This window comes from Cryobacterium lyxosi (assembly GCF_004403345.1).
Taxonomy (GTDB): Bacteria; Actinomycetota; Actinomycetes; order Actinomycetales; family Microbacteriaceae; genus Cryobacterium; species Cryobacterium lyxosi.
The window spans coordinates 176,074-197,730 of the sequence record NZ_SOGT01000004.1 but is presented as its reverse complement, the minus strand read 5'-3'; the positions used below and the strand labels follow the sequence as shown (position 1 = coordinate 197,730).

Genomic DNA, 21,657 nt, shown 5'->3' with positions numbered 1-21,657 from the left:
GGGCGTCTACCCCATCGCCTACCTACTCCCCGGCATCGGCATCGACGGATCCGACGCCTGGGTCGGCCTACAAATCGGCTACTCCGTCGCCGACATCCTCGCCAAATGCCTCTACGGCCTCATCATCTACCGCATCGCACGCATGAAATCATTCGCAGACGACCAAACCTTCGCCGACTCCGAACTATCCCTCGAAGACGCAACAAACCTCAACCGCGCCGCACACCGGAGTTAGCGCTAGGAGCGGGGCCTGCGGAGCCAGAAGCCGGCCGCGCAGGCCCCGCTTCGTATCGGTGGGCGCCGGCATTTTGAGCGCCAGTGTTGCGAGTGTCCGGCAGGTGCACTGTCGAAGCGAGGAGAAAGCCTGAAGGGCAGGGGCGAATGATTTGTCACTGCGGCGGCTAGCGAGATCACGCGAGCTGAAAACATCCGCTCCCCACCGACTACATAACTTCGTTACCCTCCAACATTTCCGTCACCAGCGCTGCGATCGCGCTGCGCTCCGACCGGGTCAGGGTCATATGCGCGAACAGTGGATGCCCCTTCAGCGTTTCGATCACGCTGGCCACGCCGTCGAAGCGACCGACCCGCAGATTGTCGCGCTGGGCGACGTCGTGAGTGAGCACCACGCGCGAATTCTGACCGATGCGACTCAGCACGGTCAGCAGCACGTTGCGCTCGAGCGACTGCGCCTCGTCGACGATCACGAAGGCGTCGTGCAGTGAACGGCCGCGAATGTGGGTGAGCGGGAGCACTTCGAGGATGCCGCGCTCCATCACCTCCTCGACCACATTCTCCGACACGATCGCGCCGAGTGTGTCGAATACCGCCTGCGCCCACGGCCCCATTTTCTCGCCCTGGTCGCCGGGCAGAAAGCCGAGGTCCTGGCCGCCGACCGCGTAGAGCGGACGGAAGACCATGATCTTGCGGTACTGCTGGCGTTCCAGCACGGCCTCCAGGCCCGCGCAGAGAGCGAGCGCGGACTTTCCCGTTCCGGCACGCCCGCCGAGCGAGAGAATGCCGATCTCCGGGTCGAGCAGCAGGTCAATGGCCAGCCGTTGCTCCGCTGACCGGCCGTGCAGTCCAAAGACGTCACGGTCGCCGCGCACAAGCTTGAGCGTGCCCCGGCTGGTCACCCGGCCGAGGGCCGACCCGCGGTCGGAGTGAATGACCAGGCCCGTGTTGATTGGCATGTCCTGCACCGCGCGGGAGTCCAGCATCTCTTTGTCATAGAGCACGCTCATCTGCTCGGCGCTGAGGGTGATCTCGTCCATGCCGGTCCAGCCGGAATCAACGGCGAGTTCGTGCCGGTACTCATCGGCAGCGAGGCCGAGAGAAGCTGCCTTCACCCTCAGCGGCAGGTCCTTGGAGACGACGGTCACGGTCATTCCGTCATTGGCCAGGTTGAGGGCCACGGCCAGAATGCGCGAATCGTTGTCACCCAATTGCAGGCCAGATGGCAGCACCGACATATTTGAGTGGTTGAGTTCCACCCGCAAACTACCGCCATCGCCGACCGGAATCGGAAAGTCGAGGCGCTCATGCTTGAGCCGCAGTTCATCGAGATTGCGCAACGCCTGCCGCGCAAAATACCCGATCTCCGGGTCATTGCGCTTGGATTCCAGTTCACTGATCACCACCACGGGCAACACAACGGCATGCTCGGCAAAGCGAAAGATTGCTTTGGGATCTGACAGAAGCACCGAGGTGTCCAACACAAAGGTGCGCTCGGTTTGGGAAGCGGATACCTCCACCCGGTCAGTCGCGTTCAGGTCGGTTCGATTAGCGGTCACAGCCACTCCTACCCTGCGTCACACGGACGCGGATCACTTTGGCGAGCTGGCCATCAAGCAATTCTCGAGCCGTACTTATATGGCCGTCTCGATCAGGTGCCGTACCTGATGAAAGCGACGCTACGACCTACCGGCGCAAAAAGAAACCCGACACGCCCACCAAAATCTGTCGTTCACCTTACGTTGGGACAGACGATCGGTCTGCGCTGCAGAATGCTAGTACGTGGCGGTGAGAGCGTACGCGGTGAGGGCCCCCCTCAACATAGTCACCGTGTCGGGGTCGAGGGCCGCGTGCACGCTCAGCCGCACCGTGGTGTCGCGCATGGTGGCCGAAATACCGTGGTTGTGCAGGCTCGCCACGAGTGTGGTGAGCAGTTCCGCCGGCGGTTCGAGTACGACGAGGCCCGCGCGCTCCCGAACATCGCGGGGCGAGACGAGATCGATGACGAATTCGTCGACGAGTTCGATTATTTGAGAGACATTGTCATTCATGGCCGCCTGGATGACGTCGACGCCGACATCAGCGGTCTGCTCTAAGGCTGCCGCGAACCGCGCCTGCGCGACGGAGTCACCGTTGGTCACCCGAAAAGCCCTGGCGCTGTGGCTGGGCGGGGTGACCTCGTCCCAAGGCTCAGCGGTGTCGGTGCCGACATAGCCGGAGTAGACCGGAACGAGGCGTTCGAGAGCCCGCTCACTCAGGGCCAGAAAACCGGTGCCCCAACCGGCCCGCGTCCATTTCTGCCCACCGGAAGCGACGACATCCGCTGCCTCAAAGGCTGCGTCAACGACGCCGAAGCCCTGGATCGCGTCAACAATGAGCAGGCGATCGCCGATCACCTGTCGGATACCGTCGAGGTCGGCGCGATAGCCCGTGCGGGAATCGACGAGACACACCGCGACAGCCGCGACGGCGGGGGTGAGCTGGTCGCGGATCTGGCCGGGAGTGACGCGACCCCGCACGGTCTCCAGCCACACTGGGGTGACCACGTGCAAGGTCTCAGCAGCCCGGACCGCCGCAAACGGCACGCTGGGAAAGTCGGCAGCCGACAGCAGCACGGAACCGGTCAGACCGAACATGGCCTGCATTAGGCCCGAGCTGGTGTTGGGCTGCAGCACAACCTGGTCGGGGGTAAAACCGGTGAGAGTGGATACCGCGGTGCGGGCACGCAAATCCTGCTCAGCCAGGTGATCGAGGCTGCCGAATCGGGCGCGGGACAAGACCTCATTCTGGCCGAGGATCTCTGCCATGACGACCTCGGACAGTGGGCCGACCCGACCGAAGTCGAGGTAACCGGGCTCGTTACGAAAGCCATCGGTGAAGTTCTGGAGCGAATTCATGCAGGTCCAATCGGTTGTCAAACAAATATCCCCCGCCGTTCTCCCCCGTGCCCCGGGCTACCCGCCGAACCGACGCTGGCGCCGGGAAAAATCGCGAAGAGCACGCAGGAAATCGATCTGACGCAGGTCGGGTCCGAGGGCTTCGACGAAGTAAAACTCACTATGCGCGCTTTGCCACAGCATAAAGTCGCTCAGCCGCTGCTCGCCCGAGGTGCGGATGACGAGGTCGGGATCGGGCTGACCACCGGTGTAGAGGTGCTGGCCGATCAGCTCCGGCGTGAGGGTCTCCGCGAGGTCCTCCAACGTTCCGCCGTGCGCGTGGTGGGTGGCGACAATGCTGCGCATCGCGTCGGTGATCTCAGTGCGCCCGCCGTAGCCGACCGCGAGATTCACGTGCAGTCCCTTATGCTCGCTGGTGCGGGCGTCCGCTGCATCGAGCGCTGCGACGAGCGAAAGGGGCAGGCCAGCCTTGGACCCCATCTGCTGCACCCGCCAATCGCGATAGTGCGAGAGCTCTTCGGCCAAATCGGCGATGATTTCGATCAGATCGGCGAGTTCATCAGCCGGCCGCTGGGTGAGGTTGTCGGAGGAGAGCAGGTACAGGGTGACGACCGAAATTTTGAGGTCGTCACACCATTCCAAAAATTCGCGCATCTTTGCGGCACCGGCTCGATGCCCGTGTGCAGCCGTCTGAAACCCCAGTTGCCTGGCCCAGCGCCTGTTGCCGTCGATGATCATGGCGACGTGACGGGGCAGGTGCTCCGGCGTGAGTCCGCGCCTCAGCCGGCGCTGATACAGCCTGTAGAGGAGGCCGCGCGCTGAGGGGACTTGGGGTTTCTGCACACAGTTACGCTAGTCCACTCCGGCGAGCGTTCGCGGCACTTCGACCGTGCCCTGTCGTATCCTTGCAGCATGGCCACCGAGCACGATATCCCCAATCTGCCACTGATCGAGGCGGCTGACACCCATCCGGAGGACGTCAAACCGACCTGGCGCGGCTGGATCCACGCCGGCACTTTTCCCGTGACGATCGTGGCCGGCATCGTGCTGCTCGTGCTCGCCGAGGGGTCAGCGGCCAAGATCAGCTCTGCCGTGTTCGTGCTCAGCTCGATGCTGCTGTTCGGCAATTCGGCGCTCTACCACCGCTTCAACTGGCAGCCGCGCACTCGCATTATGCTCAAGCGCATCGACCACGCCAACATATTTCTGTTGATCGCCGGTTCGTACACGCCGATCACCGTGCTCGCGCTGCCGCCAGCGAAGGCGACGCTCCTGCTCTGGCTGGTCTGGGGCGGCGCCGGACTCGGCATTATCTTTCGGGTGTTCTGGATCCACGCTCCGCGCTGGCTGTACGTGCCGCTCTACCTGGTGCTCGGCTACGGTGCACTGTTGTTCATCGTGGACTTCTTTCAGGCCAACGCCCCCATGATGACGTTGATTCTGATCGGCGGACTCTGCTACACGGTCGGCGCGGTCATCTACGGGCTGAAGAAGCCCAACCCGATTCCGGGCGTGTTCGGCTTTCACGAGATCTTCCACACCCTCACGGTGGTGGCGTTCCTCTGTCATTTCGCAGCGATTCTACTGATCGCCAGGCATCCGCTCTACCCGTAGAGCGCTGCTACTCGGGCTTGTCGTTCGGAGCGATCTCGTCGGCGTCGCGCTCCGCCTGTTCCGCTTGGAGCCGTTCTCTGATCTCAGCCCGGTACGTGGTGCGACGGATGCGACGCACGACGTCCAAGCACAACAGCACTGTCGCTGCCGCGATGAGGAAGAAAACCACGAACCCGATGACACCCGGTGTGACGGTGTTCGGATCGAAGTTGGGGTCGGGGGTCGGTGTGACGGCGAGCACGACGTTGATCGAGGCATTGAGTGACACGATCATTTGTCGTCCTGGATTCCGGCGAAGAGATCAGATTCGGGCATTTCGGTGTCTACTTTCGATTCGACAAGTTGGAAGTCTTCGTACGGCCAGGCCTCGCGTACCAAATCATTGGGCCAGAAGAAGAAGCTGCTGTCGGGCGAGACCTGGCTCGCGTGCGAGCGCAGGGCCGCATCGCGTACGTCGAGAAAATCCCCGGCCGGAACATGGGTGGTGGCGAGCTTAGGATAATCCTCCATGCGCTCCCGCGCCGCCTCGAGCGGTTCCAGAAGCGGAGAATCCGGCTCGGCCACGCTGAGCGCGAGGTACATCGCGTCGATGCGCTCAAGGTTGAAGATGCGGTCGTAATAGAGCTTGCCGATCTGCCAGGGCGCTCCCGAATCCGGGTACCGGTCAGGGTCGGCGGCCGCGCGAAATGCTTCCAGGGAGACCTCGTGACAGCGGATGTGGTCTGGGTGCGGGTAGCCGCCGTTTTCGTCGTAGGTGATCAGCACCTGGGGGCGAAACTCACGCACGAGAGTGACGAGGGGTTCGGCCGAATGCTCCAGCGGAATGTCGGCGAAGGAGTTCGGCGGCACGGACTTATCCTCGTTCATGCCGGAGTCTTCGAAGCCAAGCCAGCGGTGCTGCACGCCGAGTGCCTGCTGTGCGCCCTGCATCTCCAGGCGGCGTAAGCCTGATATGTCTCGTTCGGCCATCGCATGGCCGGCAAAAGCGGGATTGAGAATGCTTCCACGCTCGCCACCAGTGCAACTCACGATGAGCACCTCAGCGCCGAGGCTGCGGTAGTAGGCGTATGTAGCCGCGCCCTTGCTCGATTCGTCGTCGGGATGGGCATGTACAGCCATCAGTCGCAGCGTCACCATACTCCTCAGGAATGCCGGATAACCTTAGGCTAGATAACCTAAAGACCAAGCCTAATCGCTCCATGGAAAGTGTGAAATCACCAGTGCCCGTCAACAGCACGTCCACCGGAGTCCAGTCGAGCCGTGAGCCCTACCGCCTCGACGAATCAGCTGTCTCGGGCGTGCCAGCGCCCATCGAGAGTGCCGTGATTCAATCACGCTACGGTCGTACGCCCACCCGCAAGAAACGGGACCGCCGAATTCTCTGGGGACTGGGCGGTATTTTTGTTCTGGTGCTGGGGGCGTGGGTGGTGTGGACCGGTCTGGACGGGGCATCCACTCAAATCGAAGCGCGCGATATCGGCCACACCATTATCGACGCGCACAGTGTCAGCGTGACATTCGAGGTGGCGCTGCCGGTGAACCGGACAGCGAGTTGCGCCGTACAGGCGCTCAACGAGAGCTACTCTGTGGTCGGCTGGAAGATCATCGATCTGCCGGCATCGACGCTGTACAACCGGTCGTTTACCGAGATTCTGCGCACCACAGACCTGAGCAACACGGGTTTGATTTACCAGTGCTGGCTGACCTAAACTGACGTATTCGCCCCGGCAATCGTTGGGGTGTCGGCTATGTTCGCGCAGCCTCACCGGCCTTTCTTCGCTCGAGCGTAATAAAGGAGATCACTCGTGAGTACCGAGACAACGGTCACTTGGCTAACTCAGGAGGCCCACGACCGCCTCGCAGCGGAACTGGCGACACTGAGCAATTTCGGCCGGGGCGACATCGCGAAGAAGATCGAGTCCGCCCGCGAAGAAGGCGACCTCAAGGAGAACGCCGGCTACCACGCGGCGAAAGAAGAGCAGGGCAAGATGGAGGCGCGCATCCGCACTCTCACCGTGCTGCTGCGCACCGCCGAAGTCGGCCATGCTCCCGAGAGTAACGGCGTCGTCGTTCCCGGCACGGTCATTACCGCAACAATCGCCGGTGATGAAAGTCGTTTTCTCATCGGCAGCCGCGAAATCGGCGCTAACAGCGACCTTGATGTGTTCAGCGAGCAAAGCCCGCTCGGTGCAGCCATCATCGGACTCAAGGTTGGCGCGAAGACGAGCTACACCACGCCGAACGGCAAGGAAATCACCGTGCACGTCACCAACGTAGAGACGTTCACCGGAGCCTGACCCCCCACCCTCACCCGCACCGTCACCCGTGCAACCGTGCAACCGGCCCCCGCACCATAACTCCTGCAATTTGCCGCCGCGGCCAAAAAGTTACCCGGAATTTTGGGCATCCGCTTGGAAACCATCACTAATTGCAGGAGTTATGCCCCGATTGTTGACGGGCGCCCGAAAGCGGGCGGCTAGTCGATCTGGGGGTCGTAGCCGGCGGCCCGCAGCGTGTCGACGACATGCTGGCGATGCTCGGGCCCGCGCGTTTCGACGCTGACGTCGAGTTCGACCTCGCTGATGCGCAGTCCAGCCCCGTGCCGCGTGTGCAGTACCTCGATGACGTTGGCGGTGGCCTCGGCGAGCAGCTCGGAGATGCGGGCCAACTGGCCCGGGCGGTCCGGCAGCATGATGCGCAGCGTGAGGTACCGTCCCGACGCCGCGAGACCGTGGCTGATCACGCGCTGCATGAGCAGCGGGTCGATGTTGCCACCCGAGAGGATGGCCACTGTCGGCCCGGTCGGGGTGATTTTTCCGGCCAGAATCGCGGCAACCGCCACTGCTCCAGCGGGTTCGACGACGAGTTTGGCGCGTTCGAGCAGCACCAGCAGCGCCCGCGCGGTGTCGTCTTCGCTGACGGTGACGATCTCATCAACGGCGTCACGCACGATCTCGAAGTTGAGCAATCCTGGCATGGCAACGGCGATGCCGTCAGCGATGGTCGGCAGGATGCTGATCATCGTGGGTTCCCCGGCCTCGAGCGAGGGTGGGTAGGCGGCCGCATTTTCCGCCTGCACTCCGATAACCCGGATGACACGCCCCTCGCGTGCGGCACGCTGCTTGAGCGCACTGGCCACGCCGGAGATGAGCCCACCGCCCCCGATGGGGACGATGACCGTTTCGAGATCAGGAACCTGATCGAGGATTTCCAGGCCCAGCGTGCCCTGCCCGGTGACGACATCCACGTGATCGAACGGCGGTATGAGGATCGCGCCGGTCTCGCGCGCGTATTCGGCCGCGGCAAGGAGTGGTTCGGTGACGGTCGTACCGCGCAAAATCACCTCGGCCCCGTAGTCACGCGTCGCCGACAACTTGGGCAGCGCTACGCCGACCGGCATGAAGATGGTGGCTTTGATGCCGAGCTCCCGGGCGGCGAAGGCCACGCCCTGGGCGTGGTTGCCGGCCGAGGCCGCGACGACGCCACGAGCTTTCTCCTCGTCGGTGAGCTTGGACAGCCGATTGTAGGCGCCCCGAATTTTGTACGAGCCGGTGCGTTGCAGGTTCTCACACTTGAGGTATACCGGCGCCCCCAGCACGTCGGCGAGGTACCGCGAGCTCTCCATCGGGGTCACATCGGCGACCTTCGCGACGACCGCGCGCGCGGCCTCGAATTCAGCGAGGGTGGGTGCAACAAGGGTGGTCTCGGGCATGTCTTAGTTCTCCGAACTGTCGTGCTGGGCGCCAGGTGCGCTAAAAGCTGAGGGCGTGCTGCGGGGGGATCCGCCACCGGTCGTCGGGATGCTCCGGGGACGAACCCGGGCCGTGCGGGCCAGCGCAGTGCCGGAGCGATAGCCCGGTCGGCTTTGCGGTACCGTCTGCCACAGCACCGAACCTCTCGTCGGCACTGCAGCGGGTGGATTGGAGCGCCACGCGCCGCCAGCGATGTAGCTGGTCATCGCGTTCAACACGGCGGCGACGGGCACGGCGAACAGAGCACCGGGGATTCCGGCGAGCAGGGCACCGGATGCGACGACCAGCACGACGGCCAGCGGATGCACCTTGACGGCTGTTCCCATGATGAGCGGCTGCAGAACGTGTCCTTCGACCTGCTGCACGAGCAGTACGACGCCGAGCATGGCGAGGGCGACGGCCCAGTTATTGAAGATGAGGGCGATGATGACGGCGACGGAACCGGTGGCAACGGCACCGACAATGGGGATGAACGAGCCGAGGAACACCAAGATTCCAATCGGTATGGCCATCGGCACGCCGAGCAGGGCGGCACCGACGCCAATGCCGACCGCGTCGATGGAGGCGACCAGAATCTGCACGCGGGCGAAGTTGCCGAGCGTAGTCCAACCGGCGATACCGGCGCCATCGACGGCAGCGCGGGCGCGCAGGGGAAAGAATCGTACAATCCAGCCCCAGATCGCCTTGCCATCGATGAGGATGAACAGCAAACTGAACAGCGCGAGCAAAAGCCCGGTCAGCAAGTGCCCCAGGGTTGTCCCTACCGAGAGGGCACCGCTGATGAACACGGCGCTGTCATTCTGGATCGCGATCCAGCCCTGCTGCAGATAGTTGGTGATCTCGGTATCCGACAATTGCAGAGGAGACGCCGCGAGCACCGATTTGAGACTGTCAAAACTCGCGGTAAGGCGATCGCTCAAACCGACAGTACCCTCGGCTATCTGCGTGGATGCCAGCGTGACCAGCCCGGCGACAAGCACCAGCGTACCCAGCATCGCCACGGCCACGGCCACACCCTTCGGCCAGTGGTGCCGCACCAGAAAGGCCACGAAGGGAATCAGCAGGGCCGATACGAGCACGGCGACGAGCAGGGGAATGACGATGAGGCGCAGCTGAATGACGAGAAAGATCAAAATGGCAATGGCCGCGGCGACCACAATCAGCCGCCAAGACCAGGCTCCAGCCAAGCGGATGCCGGCCGGCAGGTTCTCATCAACGCCATTGAGGGCAGGCGTCGCGGCCACCAGCTCGACCGGCGCAGCGCCGAGATCGGATCCGGACTGATCGGTGCTCTCGCGCGCTCGGACGGCTACACGCCGGCGGCGCAGCCGCAGCTGCGCACGCGCGCCTGGACTGCCCGTGGATTCGCTCACTCGCTCATTCTAAGACCGCCCGGCGTACCGCACAGATTACGCGCGGCTTCGGCTTCCGCCCCACCTGACTGTCAACATTTACTACTCGGTATCGCCCCTGCGCTTGCGCGTGTCTGCTTCGATGACGGGGAGGGTGACTCCGCCGGTTTCAGTCCCAAGCTTCCAGACGAACAACACGCCAACGAGTCGAGGAACGGCGAACGCGGCAACGGTCAACCCACTATGGATACGTCGTGCTCAGATCCCTGACCGCTAGAATTGAAGCAATGCCAGAGACCATCTCCCCCGCTCTGGCGCGCCGCATCGCATTGGCCGCTCAGGGGTTCGGCTCACGAACCGCCACGGCAATCGGAATCCGTCAGCTCACCGGTCTCGTCAACCGGATCGAACTGCTGCAGATCGACTCGGTCAACGTCTTCGAACGCAGCCACTATATGCCGGCATTCAGCCGGCTCGGCGCTTACGACAAGGCACAGCTCGACCGTTTGACCACCGGCCGCGAGGCCCGCTTCACAGAGTATTGGGCGCACGAGGCATCGTTTCTGCCGGTCGAGATGTGGCCGCTGTTCCACTGGCGAATGCAGCACTTTCGCGACCGCTCAGCCCAAAACACCAACGATTGGTCGAACGCCAACCGTCCGATGCTGGATTGGCTCCTAGCCGAGCTTGCCGCCCATGGGCCGATGCCCGCGAGTGCGATCGAGCACGATGCCAACAGACGCCGTGGGCCGTGGTGGGGCTGGTCCGACGTGAAGACCGGGCTGGAGACGCTGTTCCGCTGGGGCGACGTGGTCAGCGCCGGACGCATCCGCTTCGAACGGGTCTATGCCCTGCCCGAGCAGGTCTTCTCCCCCGAGTTACTCGGTCAGGGCATTTCGAGTACGGATGCCCATCGCGAGTTGGTCAGCCGATCGGCCCGGGCCCACGGCATCGGCACGATGAAAGATTTCGCCGATTACTTTCGACTGAAGTCAGCACCGACCCTGGTCGCGATCCGCGATCTCGAAGAGGCCGGCGAATTGATCCCGGTGCAGGTGCTCGGCTGGGGCACGGGGCGCACTCCGGGAGCGGCCTGGCTGCACCGCGATGCCCGACTGCCGCGCAGCATGGACGCGCAGGCGGTCTTGTCACCGTTCGACCCGGTGGTTTGGGAGCGCGCCCGTGCCCTGCGCCTGTTCGATTTTCATTACCGCATCGAGATCTATACTCCGGAGCCAAAGCGTGTGTTCGGCTACTACTCGCTGCCGATTCTGCTCGGCGACACGGTGGTCGGCCGGGTGGACCTCAAAAACGACCGGCAGGCCGGCGTGCTTCGGGTGCAATCAGCCTGGGCTGAACCATCGTCACCAGCGGATGCCGCCGCTAGGCTCGCACTCGTGCTGCGGGAGGCCGCCACGTGGCAGGGGCTCGACGAGATCATCGTAGTGCCACGCGGTAACCTCGCGGCGGGGCTCGCCTCGGAGCTGGACTAGGTTCGCTTCCGTCCACGTGGTGCCTGGCCGGATTCGTTTTTCTGCCTCCGGCTTCGTGCCGTCGACCAGCCCGGATCAGCCCGCGAAGTTGGCGGCCGCTGGGCCCCCTCTGTTATTCTGGTCAGCAATCGAAGGAGCATCTTGTGGCAGTCATTTCTCGTGGCTTCATCGGCCGCGGTGGCGAAGCGAACCCCGACCTTCCGGCCGGGCAATACCTCACCGCAGACTTCCCTGTGCTGTCCGCCGGGCCTACCCCCCACATCGACACCGTCGACTGGCAGTTCAGCATCCGCACGGACTCAGACACCCTGCACACGTGGAGCTGGGATGAGTTGCACGCGCTGCCCATCGAGGATATCCACACCGATATTCACTGTGTCACTCGCTGGTCGAAGCTCGGTACGAGCTGGCGGGGCGTCTCTCTCGATACCCTGTTCGCGAACGTCACAACGAGCGACAAGTTCGTGATGGCACATTCCTACGGTGGGTACACCACAAATGTTCCGCTCGCCGACCTGCTGGGTGGCCAGGCCTGGATTGCCCTTGAGTTCGACGGTGAGAAGCTCGATCCGGAGCATGGCGGTCCGGCGAGACTGCTCATCCCCCACCTGTATTTCTGGAAAAGCGCCAAATGGATTCAGGGCCTGGAAATGCAGAGCCAGGATGAACCCGGGTTCTGGGAGCAGAACGGCTACAACATGTACGGTGATCCCTGGCTCGAACAGCGCTATTGGTGACGGGCACGAGTGAGGCCAGGGACGGCCGCATCGGCAACTGGAAGGTGGGCGTCGTGACCTCGATCCGGCGGGAGAGTGCGTCTGGCCGCAGCATCACGATCGACGTTCCGGGGTGGGGCGGCAACATCGCCGGTCAGCACACTGATGTGCGGCTGACCGCTTCCAATGGCTACACCGCAGTACGCTCCTACTCCGTGGCGTCGGCCGGTGTCGGTGACCGGATCGAGCTCGCGGTCGACCGCCTGCCCAGCGGCGAGGTGTCACCGTACCTGGTTGACACGCTTCGCGAGGGCGACGAACTCGAGCTGCGCGGCCCCCTGGGCGGCTGGTTCGTCTGGACGCCGCAGCAGGCCGAGAACGTGCAGCTCATCGGCGGCGGATCGGGGATCGTTCCCCTGATGGCAATGATCCGCTCGCACGAGGCATCCGGCAGTACGACGCCGTTCCGGCTGCTCTACTCGGTGCGCACGCCGCTAGACGCATTCTTCCGCGCTGAGCTCGAGTCCCCGTCGGCCAACCTCGAGGTGACCTGGATCTTTACTCGCCACGCGCCGAGCGGATGTTCCCGGCCCGCCGGGCGCATCACCGCCGCCGACCTGGAGGCCCATGGCTTTCCGGCCGCTCTGGCACCGACGGTGTTCGTGTGCGGGCCAACCGGATTCGTCGAGACTGTCGCGACCGCGCTCGTCGCCCTCGGGCACGAACCGGACCGCGTCAAGACCGAACGGTTCGGAGGCGCGTAATGGGCGAGCACATCGACGGGAACGCCCTCGCGGGCCCCCTGTCGGACCTGTTCACGTTCGACCCGACCACCGCATCCGCTCGCTGTTCCGGATGCGGTGACGTGTCGGTTCTCGCGCGTGCGATGGTTTACGCCGAACCGGACACTCTCGTCGTTCGCTGTGCGCACTGTGACGACGTGCTCATGGCCATCGTGCAGGCGCCCGATCGGTTCTGCATCGAACTGCGGGGCATGACCTGGCTGAAAATCCCCCGCTAACGTTCCGCGCGAGACCACACGTAATCTCTCGGTGCAGCTGCGCACCGACTCAGAACTTGCTGCCCATGGCCGTGAGGCGCTCAATGCGATCGGCGATCGGCGGGTGCGTCGCGAACAGCTTGCCCATGGCACCCTTCTTCAGCGGGTCGGAGATCCAGAGGTGCGCCATCGAGCTGTTCTGCTTCTGCATCGGGCGACCGTACTCGCCGAGTTTGGCCAGCGCCGAGGCGAGGGCGTCCGGGTGTCGCGTCGTCAACGCGCTCGTCGCATCCGCCAGGTATTCGCGCTGGCGGGAGATGGCGAGCTGTACCACAGTCGCGATGAGCGGAGCTACGATCATGGCGACGAGGCCGAACACCATGACGACGGGGTTGCCGTTGTTGTTATTGCGGCCGAAGAACGCCATGCGCAGGAACATATCGGAGATGAAACCAATCGCCACGACGAGGCCGAAGACGACCATCGACACTCGAATGTCGTAGTTGCGCACATGGCCGATCTCGTGGGCCATGACGCCCTCAAGCTCGGAATCGTCCATGATGTCGAGCAGTCCGGTGGTGGCGGCGACGATCGCGTGTTTCGGGTCGCGGCCGGTGGCGAACGCGTTCGGTGCCGGGTCGTTGATGATATAGACCTCGGGCATCGGAGTACCGGTCGTGATCGACAGGTTCTCGACGATACGCCACAGCCTGGGATGATCGGACTGGCTGTTGACCCTGATGCCACCGCTCATGGAGATGGCCTGGCGACCCGCCGCGTAGTACTGAATGATGACGTACAGGGCGGTGATGACGACCGTGGCGATGAGAATGCCGTAGCCGCCACGGCCGTAGACAGCATTGGCCAGCCAGCCGAGCCCCGCGATGATCACGAAGAAGAGAATCATAATAAAAACAGTGTTGCGTTTGTTTTTAGCTATCGCGCTGTACATCTAGTGCTCCGTTAGAACTGTACGCGGGGCGGCTCCGCAATCGCTGCGGAATCGGCCACCTCAAAGAATTCGCGTTCGGTGAACCCGAGGTTGACGGCGAACAGGTGGTTGGGGAAGACCTTGATCTTGGTGTTCATCTCACGCACGCCACCGTTGTAGAACCGGCGAGCAGCCTGGATCTTGTCCTCGGTGTCGACGATCGCACCCTGCAGTTGCAGGTAGTTCTGGCTGGCCTGCAGCTGCGGGTACGCCTCAGCGACGGCGAAGATGCTCTTCAGCGCGGTCTGCATGTGGTTCTCAGCAGCGGATGCGTCGGCCGGGCCTTGGGCAGAGAGCGTTTCGGCCCGCGCTTTGGTCACGTTCTCAAATACGCTCTTCTCGTGCGCCGCGTAGCCCTTGACCGTTTCGATCAGGTTGGGCAACAGGTCGGCACGGCGCTTGAGCATCACCGTGATGTCGCTCCAGGCTTCGTCAACGCGCACGTTGAGCGTTACGAGGGAGTTGTAGGTCGACCAGAGGTAGATACCCACAATGGCGACGAGTGCGACAACGATCAAAACCGGGATGAGCCATTCCATGGCAGCGTCTCCTTGCAAATTGGCACGATGTGTACGTTGGCACGGAGACATGAACTGGCCAAACGACCCCCCGTGCGTACCTGCCTATACTAACGGCGACCCCGGAGGCTCCCACCCGCCTCTCATGACACTCCTAGCAAGCTCAAGGCGCACAGGGATCCCGCGACAGCAGGGCGAGCGCTGGTCAGCCGGGCTCTTCGACGTCGAGCAAAACCTCGTTGCGGCGCAGAAACCACGGCTTGAACGGCGGATCGAATCGTGCGAATCTCGGTGACCCCAAGACGCTGAACCCGGCAGCGGCGAGCGCCCCGCGTAACTGGTCAAGATGCTGTTCATAACGAGTCTGACTCCAGCGTCCGCTGAAGCGGAGTGCACCGGCCAGGCTTGCGGGTACCGTGCGCAGGTGCACGGCGGGGTCCGTGGGTTCCGGCGCTGTTTGGGCCGTCAGGTCTTTGGGGAGCACAAAAGCGACCCGGAATTGTTCACCGGCTGCTGCGCCAGAGGCATCTTCCACGCTCTCCTGCAGCACTGGCGCGGTCATCGCGATCTTTTCTGCGGCATCCGTTTGTATTACCGGCGCCGTCATGGCGATTTTCTGGAGCGAGCGGTTGGCTCCGGTGATGTACGCGAACAAATATCGGAAGGCACGATTTCCAGCGTCTTCGAACGGGCCATCGGTAATGACCTCGGCCACCAGATGCGCTGGGTATCGGCGCAACTCGAAATCGTCGTAACTCTTCACGATTTGATAGGGCTGCTGCTCGGTCATGCACCGAAGCTACTGCAGGTGGCTGGATTCCCGCTCCCCGCTGTGATCGCCAACCGCAGGGCAGACTACCGGGATCACGGGCGTCGGCCCACCGAGGCCTGGAAACGGATCAGATATCCATCCGGGTCCTGCACGAGAAACTGAGCGACGCCAGACTCTCCAGCGCCCGTTCGGTACCATTTCGTCTCTGGCTCCATGAAGAGCGGCCAGCTGGCCTCGCGAAAGGCACGCACCAACGGATCAATCGATGCCACGGAGATCTGGAAGTTGATACCACGGCCGAAGGGACTCTCCAGCGCCCCCGGAAGCCAGTTTCGGCCCTCGCCCCGCTGCTCGATCATCACATGGGCCGTGCCTCGCGCGATGTAGGCAAACCCGTCAGCGGGGCGGTCGTACTGCACCTCGAAACCGCCGAGACCGCACCAGAAATCCAAACTCTTCGCAAGCGATGTGACGAGAAGCTCCGGCACGAGGCTAGGTTCCGGCGTACTGCGCGAGGTAGTCAAAGATTCAACGCAATTCTTTTCGGAACCAGTGATTCGCGTACGGGTCGGTGTTGTGCGCTTCACCCTCGATGAAACCGACCAAGGCATAGAGGCTGCGCGCCTCGATGAGGTCGGTTCGCGTGTCCAACCGCAGTGCCGTGAGCCCCTGCGCGCGGGATTCACTTTCCAGATTCTGCATGAGGAGCCGGCCCACCCCCTGACCTCGGGCAGTTGGTTCGACAAAGACCCTGGTCACCTCACCGATATCGCCAGGGCGAATGCGCATTCCGGCACAGCCGAGCACGGCGCGCCCCTGGCGGGCGAGCAACAGCAGCCCGGTTGGTGCAACGAGGTCGTCGCTTGGGTACCCGGCCTGGGCCGCAACGATTTCCTGCTGGAGCGCAGGTCGCCCGTGGTAACGACTCACGATGTCGTCATAGTAACGAAGTGACACCTTCTCGGCTTCAGCCGATGCCGGCGCCGCTGCAGACACAAGTATCGGCAGCACTGGCATCATGCGTCCCACACTACTGGTCGCGCCGACGAGGTATCCGGTAGGTGGAGAGAGCTCCGGCGCTGATGCGACCTCGTGCGCCCGACGTCTGCGCCATACAGATTGACTGAGATGGCCGCACAGGCGCCCACCGGTGCGGCTGCTGGGCGCTCGGCGTGGCCTGAAAATCACCGATTATGGGCTTGACAGGGCTGGTACCGCGGCGAAGAGTTCGTTCATGGTGAACAAGTCCGCCCCCGCGGTCGAGGCGACCGATCTGCATGTGCGATGAGGCAAGCATCCGGTGCTGCACGGGTTGTGCTGTGCTGTGCTCGGCGCCCGGCGCTCCGCGCAGCGACGTCGACCGGGTACTGGCCCCGACAGATCTCACGAGTCAGGCGGTCAGCTGGTGGGGTCGCTGTCCGGCGGGCAGCGCTCGAGCTACCGATTGGCCAGGGCATGCTGCAGCCAGCGGTAGCTCAGCTTGGGAGTGCGCGTGCGGCGGTCATTAGCGAAGTCAACGTGCACGAGGCCGGCGGGCTGGGTGTAGCCAAAATCCCACTCGAACGCGTCGAGCAGTGACCAGAACGTGATGCCGGCTAGGTCGATGGGCGCGGCGGCATCGAGGGCGGCCAGAAGGTGCTCGGCCAGGTAGTCGACGCGGGCGGTGTCGTTCACGTTGTGACGGGCATCCGCTTGGTCAGCGAAGGAGCCGCCGGCCAGCGAGAGGTAGACCGGCGGTAGGTCGGGGTAGCGCTCGGCCAATTCGGCGAGCGCTACGGCCACGTACTCCGGGGCGTTGACAGCGCCGGCCGCGGTGGTGGGGTGTTCTCGAAACGGCTCGAGGTGGAATGGCCACGACGTGGTGGGAATCAGCTGGCCGTCGGGCGTTTTCAGCACCGTCGCACCGGCGGCGACGCGGGCGGGCCCCGTGTAGCTGACACCGTAGAAGTCGAGCGGCTGGTGGATCGTGCGCAGGTCGTCCGGGTCGGCCTCGAGCAGGGTTCGTAGTTCGAGCGCGAACGGTTCAAGTGGGTCGGGGTAGTGACCGAGCAGCACGGGGTCGGCGAACAGGCGGTTCGTCAGCAGATCGTAGAGCGCGGCGTACGAGCGATCCTGGTCGCGGTCGGTTGCGGACTGTACCGGGGTGTGGGAGTTGACGAGGCCGATACGGCCGCGCACGTCAGCAGCGCGCAAGGCCTGCACGGCGAGTCCATGCCCGAGCAGTTGATGGTGCGCGGTCGGCAACGCGTCGAAGAGCAGGGTGCGGCCGGGCGCGTGGGTGCCCAGCGCGTAGCCCTTCATGGTGACCGTGGCCGGCTCGGCAAGGGTCACCCAGGCGTCGATGCGGTCGCCGAACGCCTCCGCCACCGCGTGGGCATAGTCGCCGAAGCGACCGGCGGTGTCGCGGTTCAGCCAGCCGCCGCGCAGGGCTGCTGGCAGGTCGAAGTGTGAGAGCGTGGCGGTCGATTGAATGCCGTCGGCCAGCAACGCGTCGAGCAAACGGTCATAGAACGCGAGTCCATTTCGGTTGAGGGCGCCACGGCCCTCCGGCTGCAGCCGGGTCCAGCCAAAGGAGAACGCATAGCAATCGACGCCGAGGTCGCGCAGCAGAGCGGTGTCAGCGGCGTAGTTCTTCACATGGTCGGCCGAGACGGAAGCGTTCGAACCGTCGCGGATGCGCCCGGAAACCTGGCTGAAGGCGTCCCAGACGCTGTCACCGCGACCGCCATCACGGGCGGCACCCTCGATCTGAAAGGCTGAGGTCGCCACGGCCACCTCGAACCCGGTCGGCAGGCGATCACCGAGCTCAGCAGCGCGGTGTTCCCAATCGCGGGCAGCGACAGCGCGATTCGATGGTGCTGCCGGGGTACGAGGCGTGGGATTCATGGCGGCGAGGCTCTTTTCGGCGGGTGATGCGGAGCATCCGCTTCGTATAAAGGTTGTCACGTTTAGAGCCGGGTAGAAACGCCTCGAAGAGTTCCTCTGGTTTGTTACCTTATTCCGGGCGGGAGAGGTTGACTTTCTCACCGTCTGCCCCTCAAATTGGGGCAGGGGGTGAGTTGTGTCCGAATCGGCTCGTATCGCAGTGCGGGGCAAAACGGTGCGCCCCCGCCAGTTCCGCTGCGTTGTGGCCATCGTCGCCCTCCTGCTCGCCTTCACCTTCGCCCTGGCCCTGGCGACACCCGCACCCTCGATGGCACAGACCGACGAGACCCCGGCTCCAGCCACCGGGCAGCAAACGACGCCCGACGCGACCCCCACGGCCACCGCGGAACCGATCCCAAACACGACGACCAACTCCGCGCCGAGCCCCCGGATCGAGAGCCCGGGCAACGGGCAATTCATCAGCAGCAACCGCACCACTGTTTCGGGGTCGAAAGCTGCCGACCAGGAGATTCAGTTGCTGTCACCGCGCGGCGGCGACCCCCTGTGCATCGTCGACGACTCATCGACCTCATGGAGCTGCGGCAACGTCTACCTGCCGAACGGCCCCAACATCACCCTGCGCGTAGTGGTGACCGGTGTTCCCAGCCTGAGTGACGACATTGCCGTCGCCGTACTCGGCGCCCCAACGGTACTCGGCGGCCTGACCGGGTTGGAATCCAACGGCTGGGTGCGCGGAACCGGTCACCCACAGGCCACCGTGACGGCATCCTTGCCAAATGATGCCACCTGCGCCAGTCAGGTCGACGGTTCCGGTGCCTGGGCTTGCCTGTTCTCCGGCACGCTCACGAACGGCAGCCAGGACGTCACCGCCAGCCAGACTTCAACGTTCAGCAACCCGTCAACGTCGAACGCGAGCGCGCCGGTGACAATCGTGTTCGATATCACCGCACCGGATGCCCCGATCGTCACGGCTCCCAGCGCCGGCACGCAGGTTCCGGTCGCCGGCACCCAATACACCGGAACCGGAGAAACCGGTGCCACCGTCACGGTGTTCGCCGGCGCCTACTCGGTCTGTTCTGCACCCGTGACCGCCGGAACGTGGACCTGCTCGGCCGGCGGCGTGGCCGCCGGGTCTTACTCGGTCATCGCCGTGCAGAAAGATGACGCCGGCAACGTCGGTCCGGGCAGCGCTCCCCTGTCGGTCAGCTACGTCGCCGAGACGACAGCGGCCCCGACGCCGTCTGAGTCCGCCCCGGCAACGCCACCGGTCACGCCGACACCGAGCGTGGCGGCCTCGCCGCCACCGGACGGTTCCGTTGCCGTGCCCGGAGCTCCTCCACAGTCTTCACAGCCTTCACAGCCTTCGCCCAGCGCGGCGCCGGGTACCAACGCGCCCGACCCGGAAGCTGCAGAGCCGAAGCGCAATGGGAAAGCGGCATCCGTTTTCCCCGGCCAGTGGAATGACCCGACCCGGTTTGCTGCGGCCATCGGTCCGACCGGCAGCGACTCTCCGTTTCTCTGGTTGCAGGCCGGACTGCTCGCCGTCGGCGCGCTGCTTTTGATCGCGGTGCCGCTACGAATGCTCGCGGGTACCATTTCCCGCACCCGCGGCGGCCGACCGCTTCGGGCGCTGCCGTCATTTGCGGGACGAAACCGAGTGCGTGAAGAATTCGAGGTCGCACCGACGATAAACCCCAACCGGTGGCTGCGCGGTGGCGCGGCTTTGTTGGCCGCCGCGACCTTTGTCATGCTGTCAGGTCCCGTCGTCGACCAGCCGGCCTACCTGCGCCTACTCGTCGCCGTGGTCATCGGGCTGGTCCTGGTCAACGCGGTGGCCATTCTGGTTCCACTGTGGTGGAGTTCGCGCGTGTTGCGCCAGAACGCAACAGCCACTTTTTTGCCGCGTTACCTGCTGATCATCGCGGCCGCCGCGATCGCCTCCCGAATGTTCGACGTGCATCCCGCCCTATTGTTCGGGCTACTGGGCAGTATCACCCTCTCGGCCACAACGGATGCCTCGGGCCAAGACGGCGCGCAGCCCACGGGCGCGCAGCGCGGCCAGCTCGCCGCGGTCCGGGTGGGTGCGCTCACAGCCTTCGCCGTTCTCGCCTGGTCCCTCGGGTCGCTGCTGCCCGGCGCCACTGATTTCACCACGTCGCTCGCCGCGGAGACCATCAACACGATCGTGCTCGCTGCCATCGGCTCAGCAGTGCTGATTCTGGTGCCGATCGGCCATACCAGCGGGCGCCGTATCCTGGCCTGGTCGCCTCCGCTGTGGGCAGGTCTGACCGTCATCACCTGTGGCATGCTGTTCGCAGCGCTCGCCCCCGTGATTGAACAGCTCGAGAACGACGGCACCGGGATGACACTCTGGATCGCTGCCGCCACCTTCGCGTCGCTGTGCGCGAGCGCGTGGGTCTGGCAGCGCTTCGTCACCCCGACACAGCGTTAGCTCGCTGCAAGCGGTATCGTACACATGTGCGCCTTGGAGTCCTCGATGTCGGTTCGAACACCGTCCACCTGCTGGTTGTCGACGCGCACGAAGGGGCCCCGCCCGTGCCGATGGCCGCCGATAAGAGCGTGCTGCGCCTCATGCGCTACATCACGCCCGAGGGTGCCATCAACGATGAGGGTGTCGCTGCGGTTCTAAAATCTGTGCAGCATGCAGCGGATGTTGCCCAGCAGCACAACATCGACGAACTGCTGCCGTTCGCCACCTCGGCGCTGCGTGAGGCGACCAACGGTCCAGAGCTGCTCGACCGGGTCGAACAAGAAACCGGTGTCTCCCTGCAGGTGTTGTCGGGTGAAGACGAGGCCCGGTTAACTTTTTTGGCCGTGCGACGCTGGTACGGCTGGTCGGCCGGCAATATTCTTCTGTTCGACATCGGCGGCGGGTCGCTGGAGATCGCCGCCGGCGGAGCTGAGTTTCCCGAGGTCGCCCTGTCCCTGCCGCTAGGTGCCGGGCGCAGCACCGTCGGATTTCTGCACCACGATCCTCCACTGCCGGACGAGGTGACTGCGTTGCGCAAGCACGCAGCATCCGTTTTACACGATGTCGTCAGAGCGTTCGCGCATCTGCCGGCACCGCACCACATTGTCGGGTCGTCCAAAGCGATTCGGTCGCTGGCCCGCTTGGCCGGGACGACCTCGGACGGTGTCGGAGCCGCTGACCGGCTGCGCCTCGGCCGTACCGAACTCGATGACTGGGTACCGCGCCTGGCCCGCATTCCCGCCGAAGCCCGCCCGGCGCTGCCCGGCATCACCGCCGATCGCACCTTTCAGATCGTGGCCGGCGGCATTGTGCTGAGCGCGGCGATGGCCGCATTCGGGGCTGCGGAACTCGAGGTGTCGCCGTGGGCACTGCGCGAGGGCGTTATTCTGCGCTACCTCGACCGTCTGCGCTGATCGGTACTAGCATTCGACCGACCTTGG

Annotated in this window: 23 protein-coding genes and 1 pseudogene; 10 read left to right on the top strand and 14 right to left on the bottom strand. The window is 64.1% G+C overall.

Going from position 1 to position 21,657, the window contains the following annotated elements:
* A pseudogene (locus tag E3T27_RS16450) lies at nt 1-235 on the top strand (bacteriorhodopsin-like); the annotation flags it as partial.
* A 208-nt stretch (nt 236-443) separates the two neighbouring features.
* Here the strand turns inward: E3T27_RS16450 and E3T27_RS03940 are convergent.
* The 3 genes from E3T27_RS03940 to E3T27_RS03930 all read right to left on the bottom strand — a co-directional run bounded on the left by E3T27_RS03940 (nt 444) and on the right by E3T27_RS03930 (nt 3,974).
* The gene (locus E3T27_RS03940) at nt 444-1,793 is read right to left on the bottom strand and encodes a PhoH family protein (RefSeq protein ID WP_369831136.1); all 1,350 of its coding nucleotides are present in this window, start codon (nt 1,791-1,793) and stop codon (nt 444-446) included.
* Nucleotides 1,794-2,009: 216 nt separating this feature from the next.
* Nucleotides 2,010-3,131, bottom strand: a complete 1,122-nt coding sequence (locus E3T27_RS03935) for an aminotransferase class V-fold PLP-dependent enzyme (RefSeq protein ID WP_134571644.1) — start codon at nt 3,129-3,131, stop codon at nt 2,010-2,012.
* Nucleotides 3,132-3,188: 57 nt separating this feature from the next.
* A complete protein-coding gene (locus E3T27_RS03930) occupies nt 3,189-3,974 on the bottom strand; it encodes an isoprenyl transferase (RefSeq protein WP_104196737.1) in 786 nt (261 codons plus the stop codon).
* A gap of 69 nt (nt 3,975-4,043) precedes the next feature.
* Here E3T27_RS03930 and trhA point away from each other — a divergent pair, with 69 nt between their 5' ends.
* Nucleotides 4,044-4,745 (top strand): PAQR family membrane homeostasis protein TrhA, encoded by a 702-nt coding sequence (trhA, locus tag E3T27_RS03925; protein WP_104196736.1) that lies wholly within the window; start codon nt 4,044-4,046, stop codon nt 4,743-4,745.
* 7 nt (nt 4,746-4,752) lie between these two features.
* Here trhA and E3T27_RS03920 read toward each other — a convergent pair whose 3' ends face one another.
* Together E3T27_RS03920 and mca are read right to left on the bottom strand one after the other, a co-directional pair.
* On the bottom strand, nt 4,753-5,019 hold the full coding sequence (locus E3T27_RS03920; protein ID WP_104196735.1) for a hypothetical protein: 267 nt from the start codon (nt 5,017-5,019) through the stop codon (nt 4,753-4,755).
* Complete coding sequence (gene mca, locus E3T27_RS03915) at nt 5,016-5,864, bottom strand: mycothiol conjugate amidase Mca (RefSeq protein ID WP_104196762.1); 849 nt, start codon at nt 5,862-5,864, stop codon at nt 5,016-5,018. The genes E3T27_RS03920 and mca overlap by 4 nt, the downstream gene beginning before the upstream one ends.
* Nucleotides 5,865-5,953: 89 nt before the next feature.
* Here mca and E3T27_RS03910 point away from each other — a divergent pair, with 89 nt between their 5' ends.
* Together E3T27_RS03910 and greA are read left to right on the top strand one after the other, a co-directional pair.
* The gene (locus E3T27_RS03910) at nt 5,954-6,454 is read left to right on the top strand and encodes a DUF4307 domain-containing protein (RefSeq protein ID WP_166786087.1); all 501 of its coding nucleotides are present in this window, start codon (nt 5,954-5,956) and stop codon (nt 6,452-6,454) included.
* 96 nt (nt 6,455-6,550) lie between these two features.
* Nucleotides 6,551-7,042: a transcription elongation factor GreA gene (gene greA / locus E3T27_RS03905; RefSeq protein ID WP_104126126.1), complete on the top strand. Its 492-nt coding sequence runs from the start codon at nt 6,551-6,553 to the stop codon at nt 7,040-7,042.
* 179 nt (nt 7,043-7,221) lie between these two features.
* Here the strand turns inward: greA and ilvA are convergent, their stop codons facing one another.
* The 3 genes from ilvA to E3T27_RS17145 form a co-directional block, all read right to left on the bottom strand.
* Complete coding sequence (ilvA, locus tag E3T27_RS03900; RefSeq protein WP_104196733.1) at nt 7,222-8,457, bottom strand: threonine ammonia-lyase; 1,236 nt, start codon at nt 8,455-8,457, stop codon at nt 7,222-7,224.
* Between the two features lie 3 nt (nt 8,458-8,460).
* Entirely contained in the window at nt 8,461-9,870 is a 1,410-nt protein-coding gene (locus E3T27_RS03895; RefSeq protein WP_233200676.1) for an AI-2E family transporter, read from the bottom strand.
* An 81-nt stretch (nt 9,871-9,951) separates the two neighbouring features.
* Nucleotides 9,952-10,086, bottom strand: a complete 135-nt coding sequence (locus E3T27_RS17145; protein ID WP_277612385.1) for a hypothetical protein — start codon at nt 10,084-10,086, stop codon at nt 9,952-9,954.
* A gap of 50 nt (nt 10,087-10,136) precedes the next feature.
* Between E3T27_RS17145 and E3T27_RS03890 the strand changes: the two genes are divergently transcribed.
* The 4 genes from E3T27_RS03890 (at nt 10,137) to E3T27_RS03875 (ending at nt 13,079) form a co-directional block, all read left to right on the top strand.
* Entirely contained in the window at nt 10,137-11,342 is a 1,206-nt protein-coding gene (locus tag E3T27_RS03890) for a winged helix-turn-helix domain-containing protein (RefSeq protein ID WP_134571643.1), read from the top strand.
* Nucleotides 11,343-11,485: 143 nt separating this feature from the next.
* Nucleotides 11,486-12,079: a sulfite oxidase-like oxidoreductase gene (locus E3T27_RS03885; protein ID WP_104196731.1), complete on the top strand. Its 594-nt coding sequence runs from the start codon at nt 11,486-11,488 to the stop codon at nt 12,077-12,079.
* A complete protein-coding gene (locus E3T27_RS03880) occupies nt 12,076-12,822 on the top strand; it encodes a ferredoxin reductase (RefSeq protein WP_241992103.1) in 747 nt (248 codons plus the stop codon). Before E3T27_RS03885 ends, E3T27_RS03880 begins: the two co-directional genes overlap by 4 nt.
* The gene (locus E3T27_RS03875; RefSeq protein WP_104196730.1) at nt 12,822-13,079 is read left to right on the top strand and encodes a DUF6510 family protein; all 258 of its coding nucleotides are present in this window, start codon (nt 12,822-12,824) and stop codon (nt 13,077-13,079) included. The genes E3T27_RS03880 and E3T27_RS03875 overlap by 1 nt, the downstream gene beginning before the upstream one ends.
* 49 nt (nt 13,080-13,128) lie before the next feature.
* Here E3T27_RS03875 and E3T27_RS03870 read toward each other — a convergent pair whose 3' ends face one another.
* The 6 genes from E3T27_RS03870 to E3T27_RS03845 form a co-directional block, all read right to left on the bottom strand.
* The gene (locus tag E3T27_RS03870; protein WP_104196729.1) at nt 13,129-14,010 is read right to left on the bottom strand and encodes a M48 family metalloprotease; all 882 of its coding nucleotides are present in this window, start codon (nt 14,008-14,010) and stop codon (nt 13,129-13,131) included.
* 11 nt (nt 14,011-14,021) lie between these two features.
* Nucleotides 14,022-14,588, bottom strand: coding sequence for a LemA family protein (locus E3T27_RS03865; RefSeq protein ID WP_092108227.1), 567 nt, complete (start codon nt 14,586-14,588; stop codon nt 14,022-14,024).
* A gap of 184 nt (nt 14,589-14,772) precedes the next feature.
* The gene (locus E3T27_RS03860; protein ID WP_104196728.1) at nt 14,773-15,357 is read right to left on the bottom strand and encodes an SOUL family heme-binding protein; all 585 of its coding nucleotides are present in this window, start codon (nt 15,355-15,357) and stop codon (nt 14,773-14,775) included.
* Nucleotides 15,358-15,431: 74 nt separating this feature from the next.
* Complete coding sequence (locus tag E3T27_RS03855) at nt 15,432-15,827, bottom strand: bleomycin resistance protein (protein ID WP_199184917.1); 396 nt, start codon at nt 15,825-15,827, stop codon at nt 15,432-15,434.
* A 40-nt stretch (nt 15,828-15,867) separates the two neighbouring features.
* Nucleotides 15,868-16,359, bottom strand: a complete 492-nt coding sequence (locus tag E3T27_RS03850; protein WP_198416469.1) for a GNAT family N-acetyltransferase — start codon at nt 16,357-16,359, stop codon at nt 15,868-15,870.
* 417 nt (nt 16,360-16,776) lie between these two features.
* A complete protein-coding gene (locus tag E3T27_RS03845; RefSeq protein WP_134571642.1) occupies nt 16,777-18,225 on the bottom strand; it encodes a glycoside hydrolase family 1 protein in 1,449 nt (482 codons plus the stop codon).
* A 175-nt stretch (nt 18,226-18,400) separates the two neighbouring features.
* Between E3T27_RS03845 and E3T27_RS03840 the strand changes: the two genes are divergently transcribed.
* Together E3T27_RS03840 and E3T27_RS03835 are read left to right on the top strand one after the other, a co-directional pair.
* Nucleotides 18,401-20,677, top strand: a complete 2,277-nt coding sequence (locus E3T27_RS03840) for a hypothetical protein (RefSeq protein ID WP_134571641.1) — start codon at nt 18,401-18,403, stop codon at nt 20,675-20,677.
* A 26-nt stretch (nt 20,678-20,703) separates the two neighbouring features.
* Nucleotides 20,704-21,630: a Ppx/GppA phosphatase family protein gene (locus tag E3T27_RS03835; RefSeq protein ID WP_134571640.1), complete on the top strand. Its 927-nt coding sequence runs from the start codon at nt 20,704-20,706 to the stop codon at nt 21,628-21,630.
* The last annotated feature ends 27 nt before the right edge of the window (nt 21,631-21,657 follow it).

Bases quoted from the DNA above. Each gene is read 5' to 3' on its own strand.
- E3T27_RS03935 (WP_134571644.1), bottom strand. From the start codon at position 3,131: ATGAATTCGCTCCAGAACTTCACCGATGGCTTTCGTAACGAGCCCGGT.
- trhA (WP_104196736.1), top strand. From the start codon at position 4,044: ATGGCCACCGAGCACGATATCCCCAATCTGCCACTGATCGAGGCGGCT.
- E3T27_RS03920 (WP_104196735.1), bottom strand. From the start codon at position 5,019: ATGATCGTGTCACTCAATGCCTCGATCAACGTCGTGCTCGCCGTCACA.
- mca (WP_104196762.1), bottom strand. From the start codon at position 5,864: ATGGCTGTACATGCCCATCCCGACGACGAATCGAGCAAGGGCGCGGCT.
- ilvA (WP_104196733.1), bottom strand. From the start codon at position 8,457: ATGCCCGAGACCACCCTTGTTGCACCCACCCTCGCTGAATTCGAGGCC.
- E3T27_RS03890 (WP_134571643.1), top strand. From the start codon at position 10,137: ATGCCAGAGACCATCTCCCCCGCTCTGGCGCGCCGCATCGCATTGGCC.
- E3T27_RS03875 (WP_104196730.1), top strand. From the start codon at position 12,822: ATGGGCGAGCACATCGACGGGAACGCCCTCGCGGGCCCCCTGTCGGAC.
- E3T27_RS03870 (WP_104196729.1), bottom strand. From the start codon at position 14,010: ATGTACAGCGCGATAGCTAAAAACAAACGCAACACTGTTTTTATTATG.
- E3T27_RS03865 (WP_092108227.1), bottom strand. From the start codon at position 14,588: ATGGAATGGCTCATCCCGGTTTTGATCGTTGTCGCACTCGTCGCCATT.
- E3T27_RS03860 (WP_104196728.1), bottom strand. From the start codon at position 15,357: ATGACCGAGCAGCAGCCCTATCAAATCGTGAAGAGTTACGACGATTTC.
- E3T27_RS03850 (WP_198416469.1), bottom strand. From the start codon at position 16,359: ATGATGCCAGTGCTGCCGATACTTGTGTCTGCAGCGGCGCCGGCATCG.
- E3T27_RS03845 (WP_134571642.1), bottom strand. From the start codon at position 18,225: ATGAATCCCACGCCTCGTACCCCGGCAGCACCATCGAATCGCGCTGTC.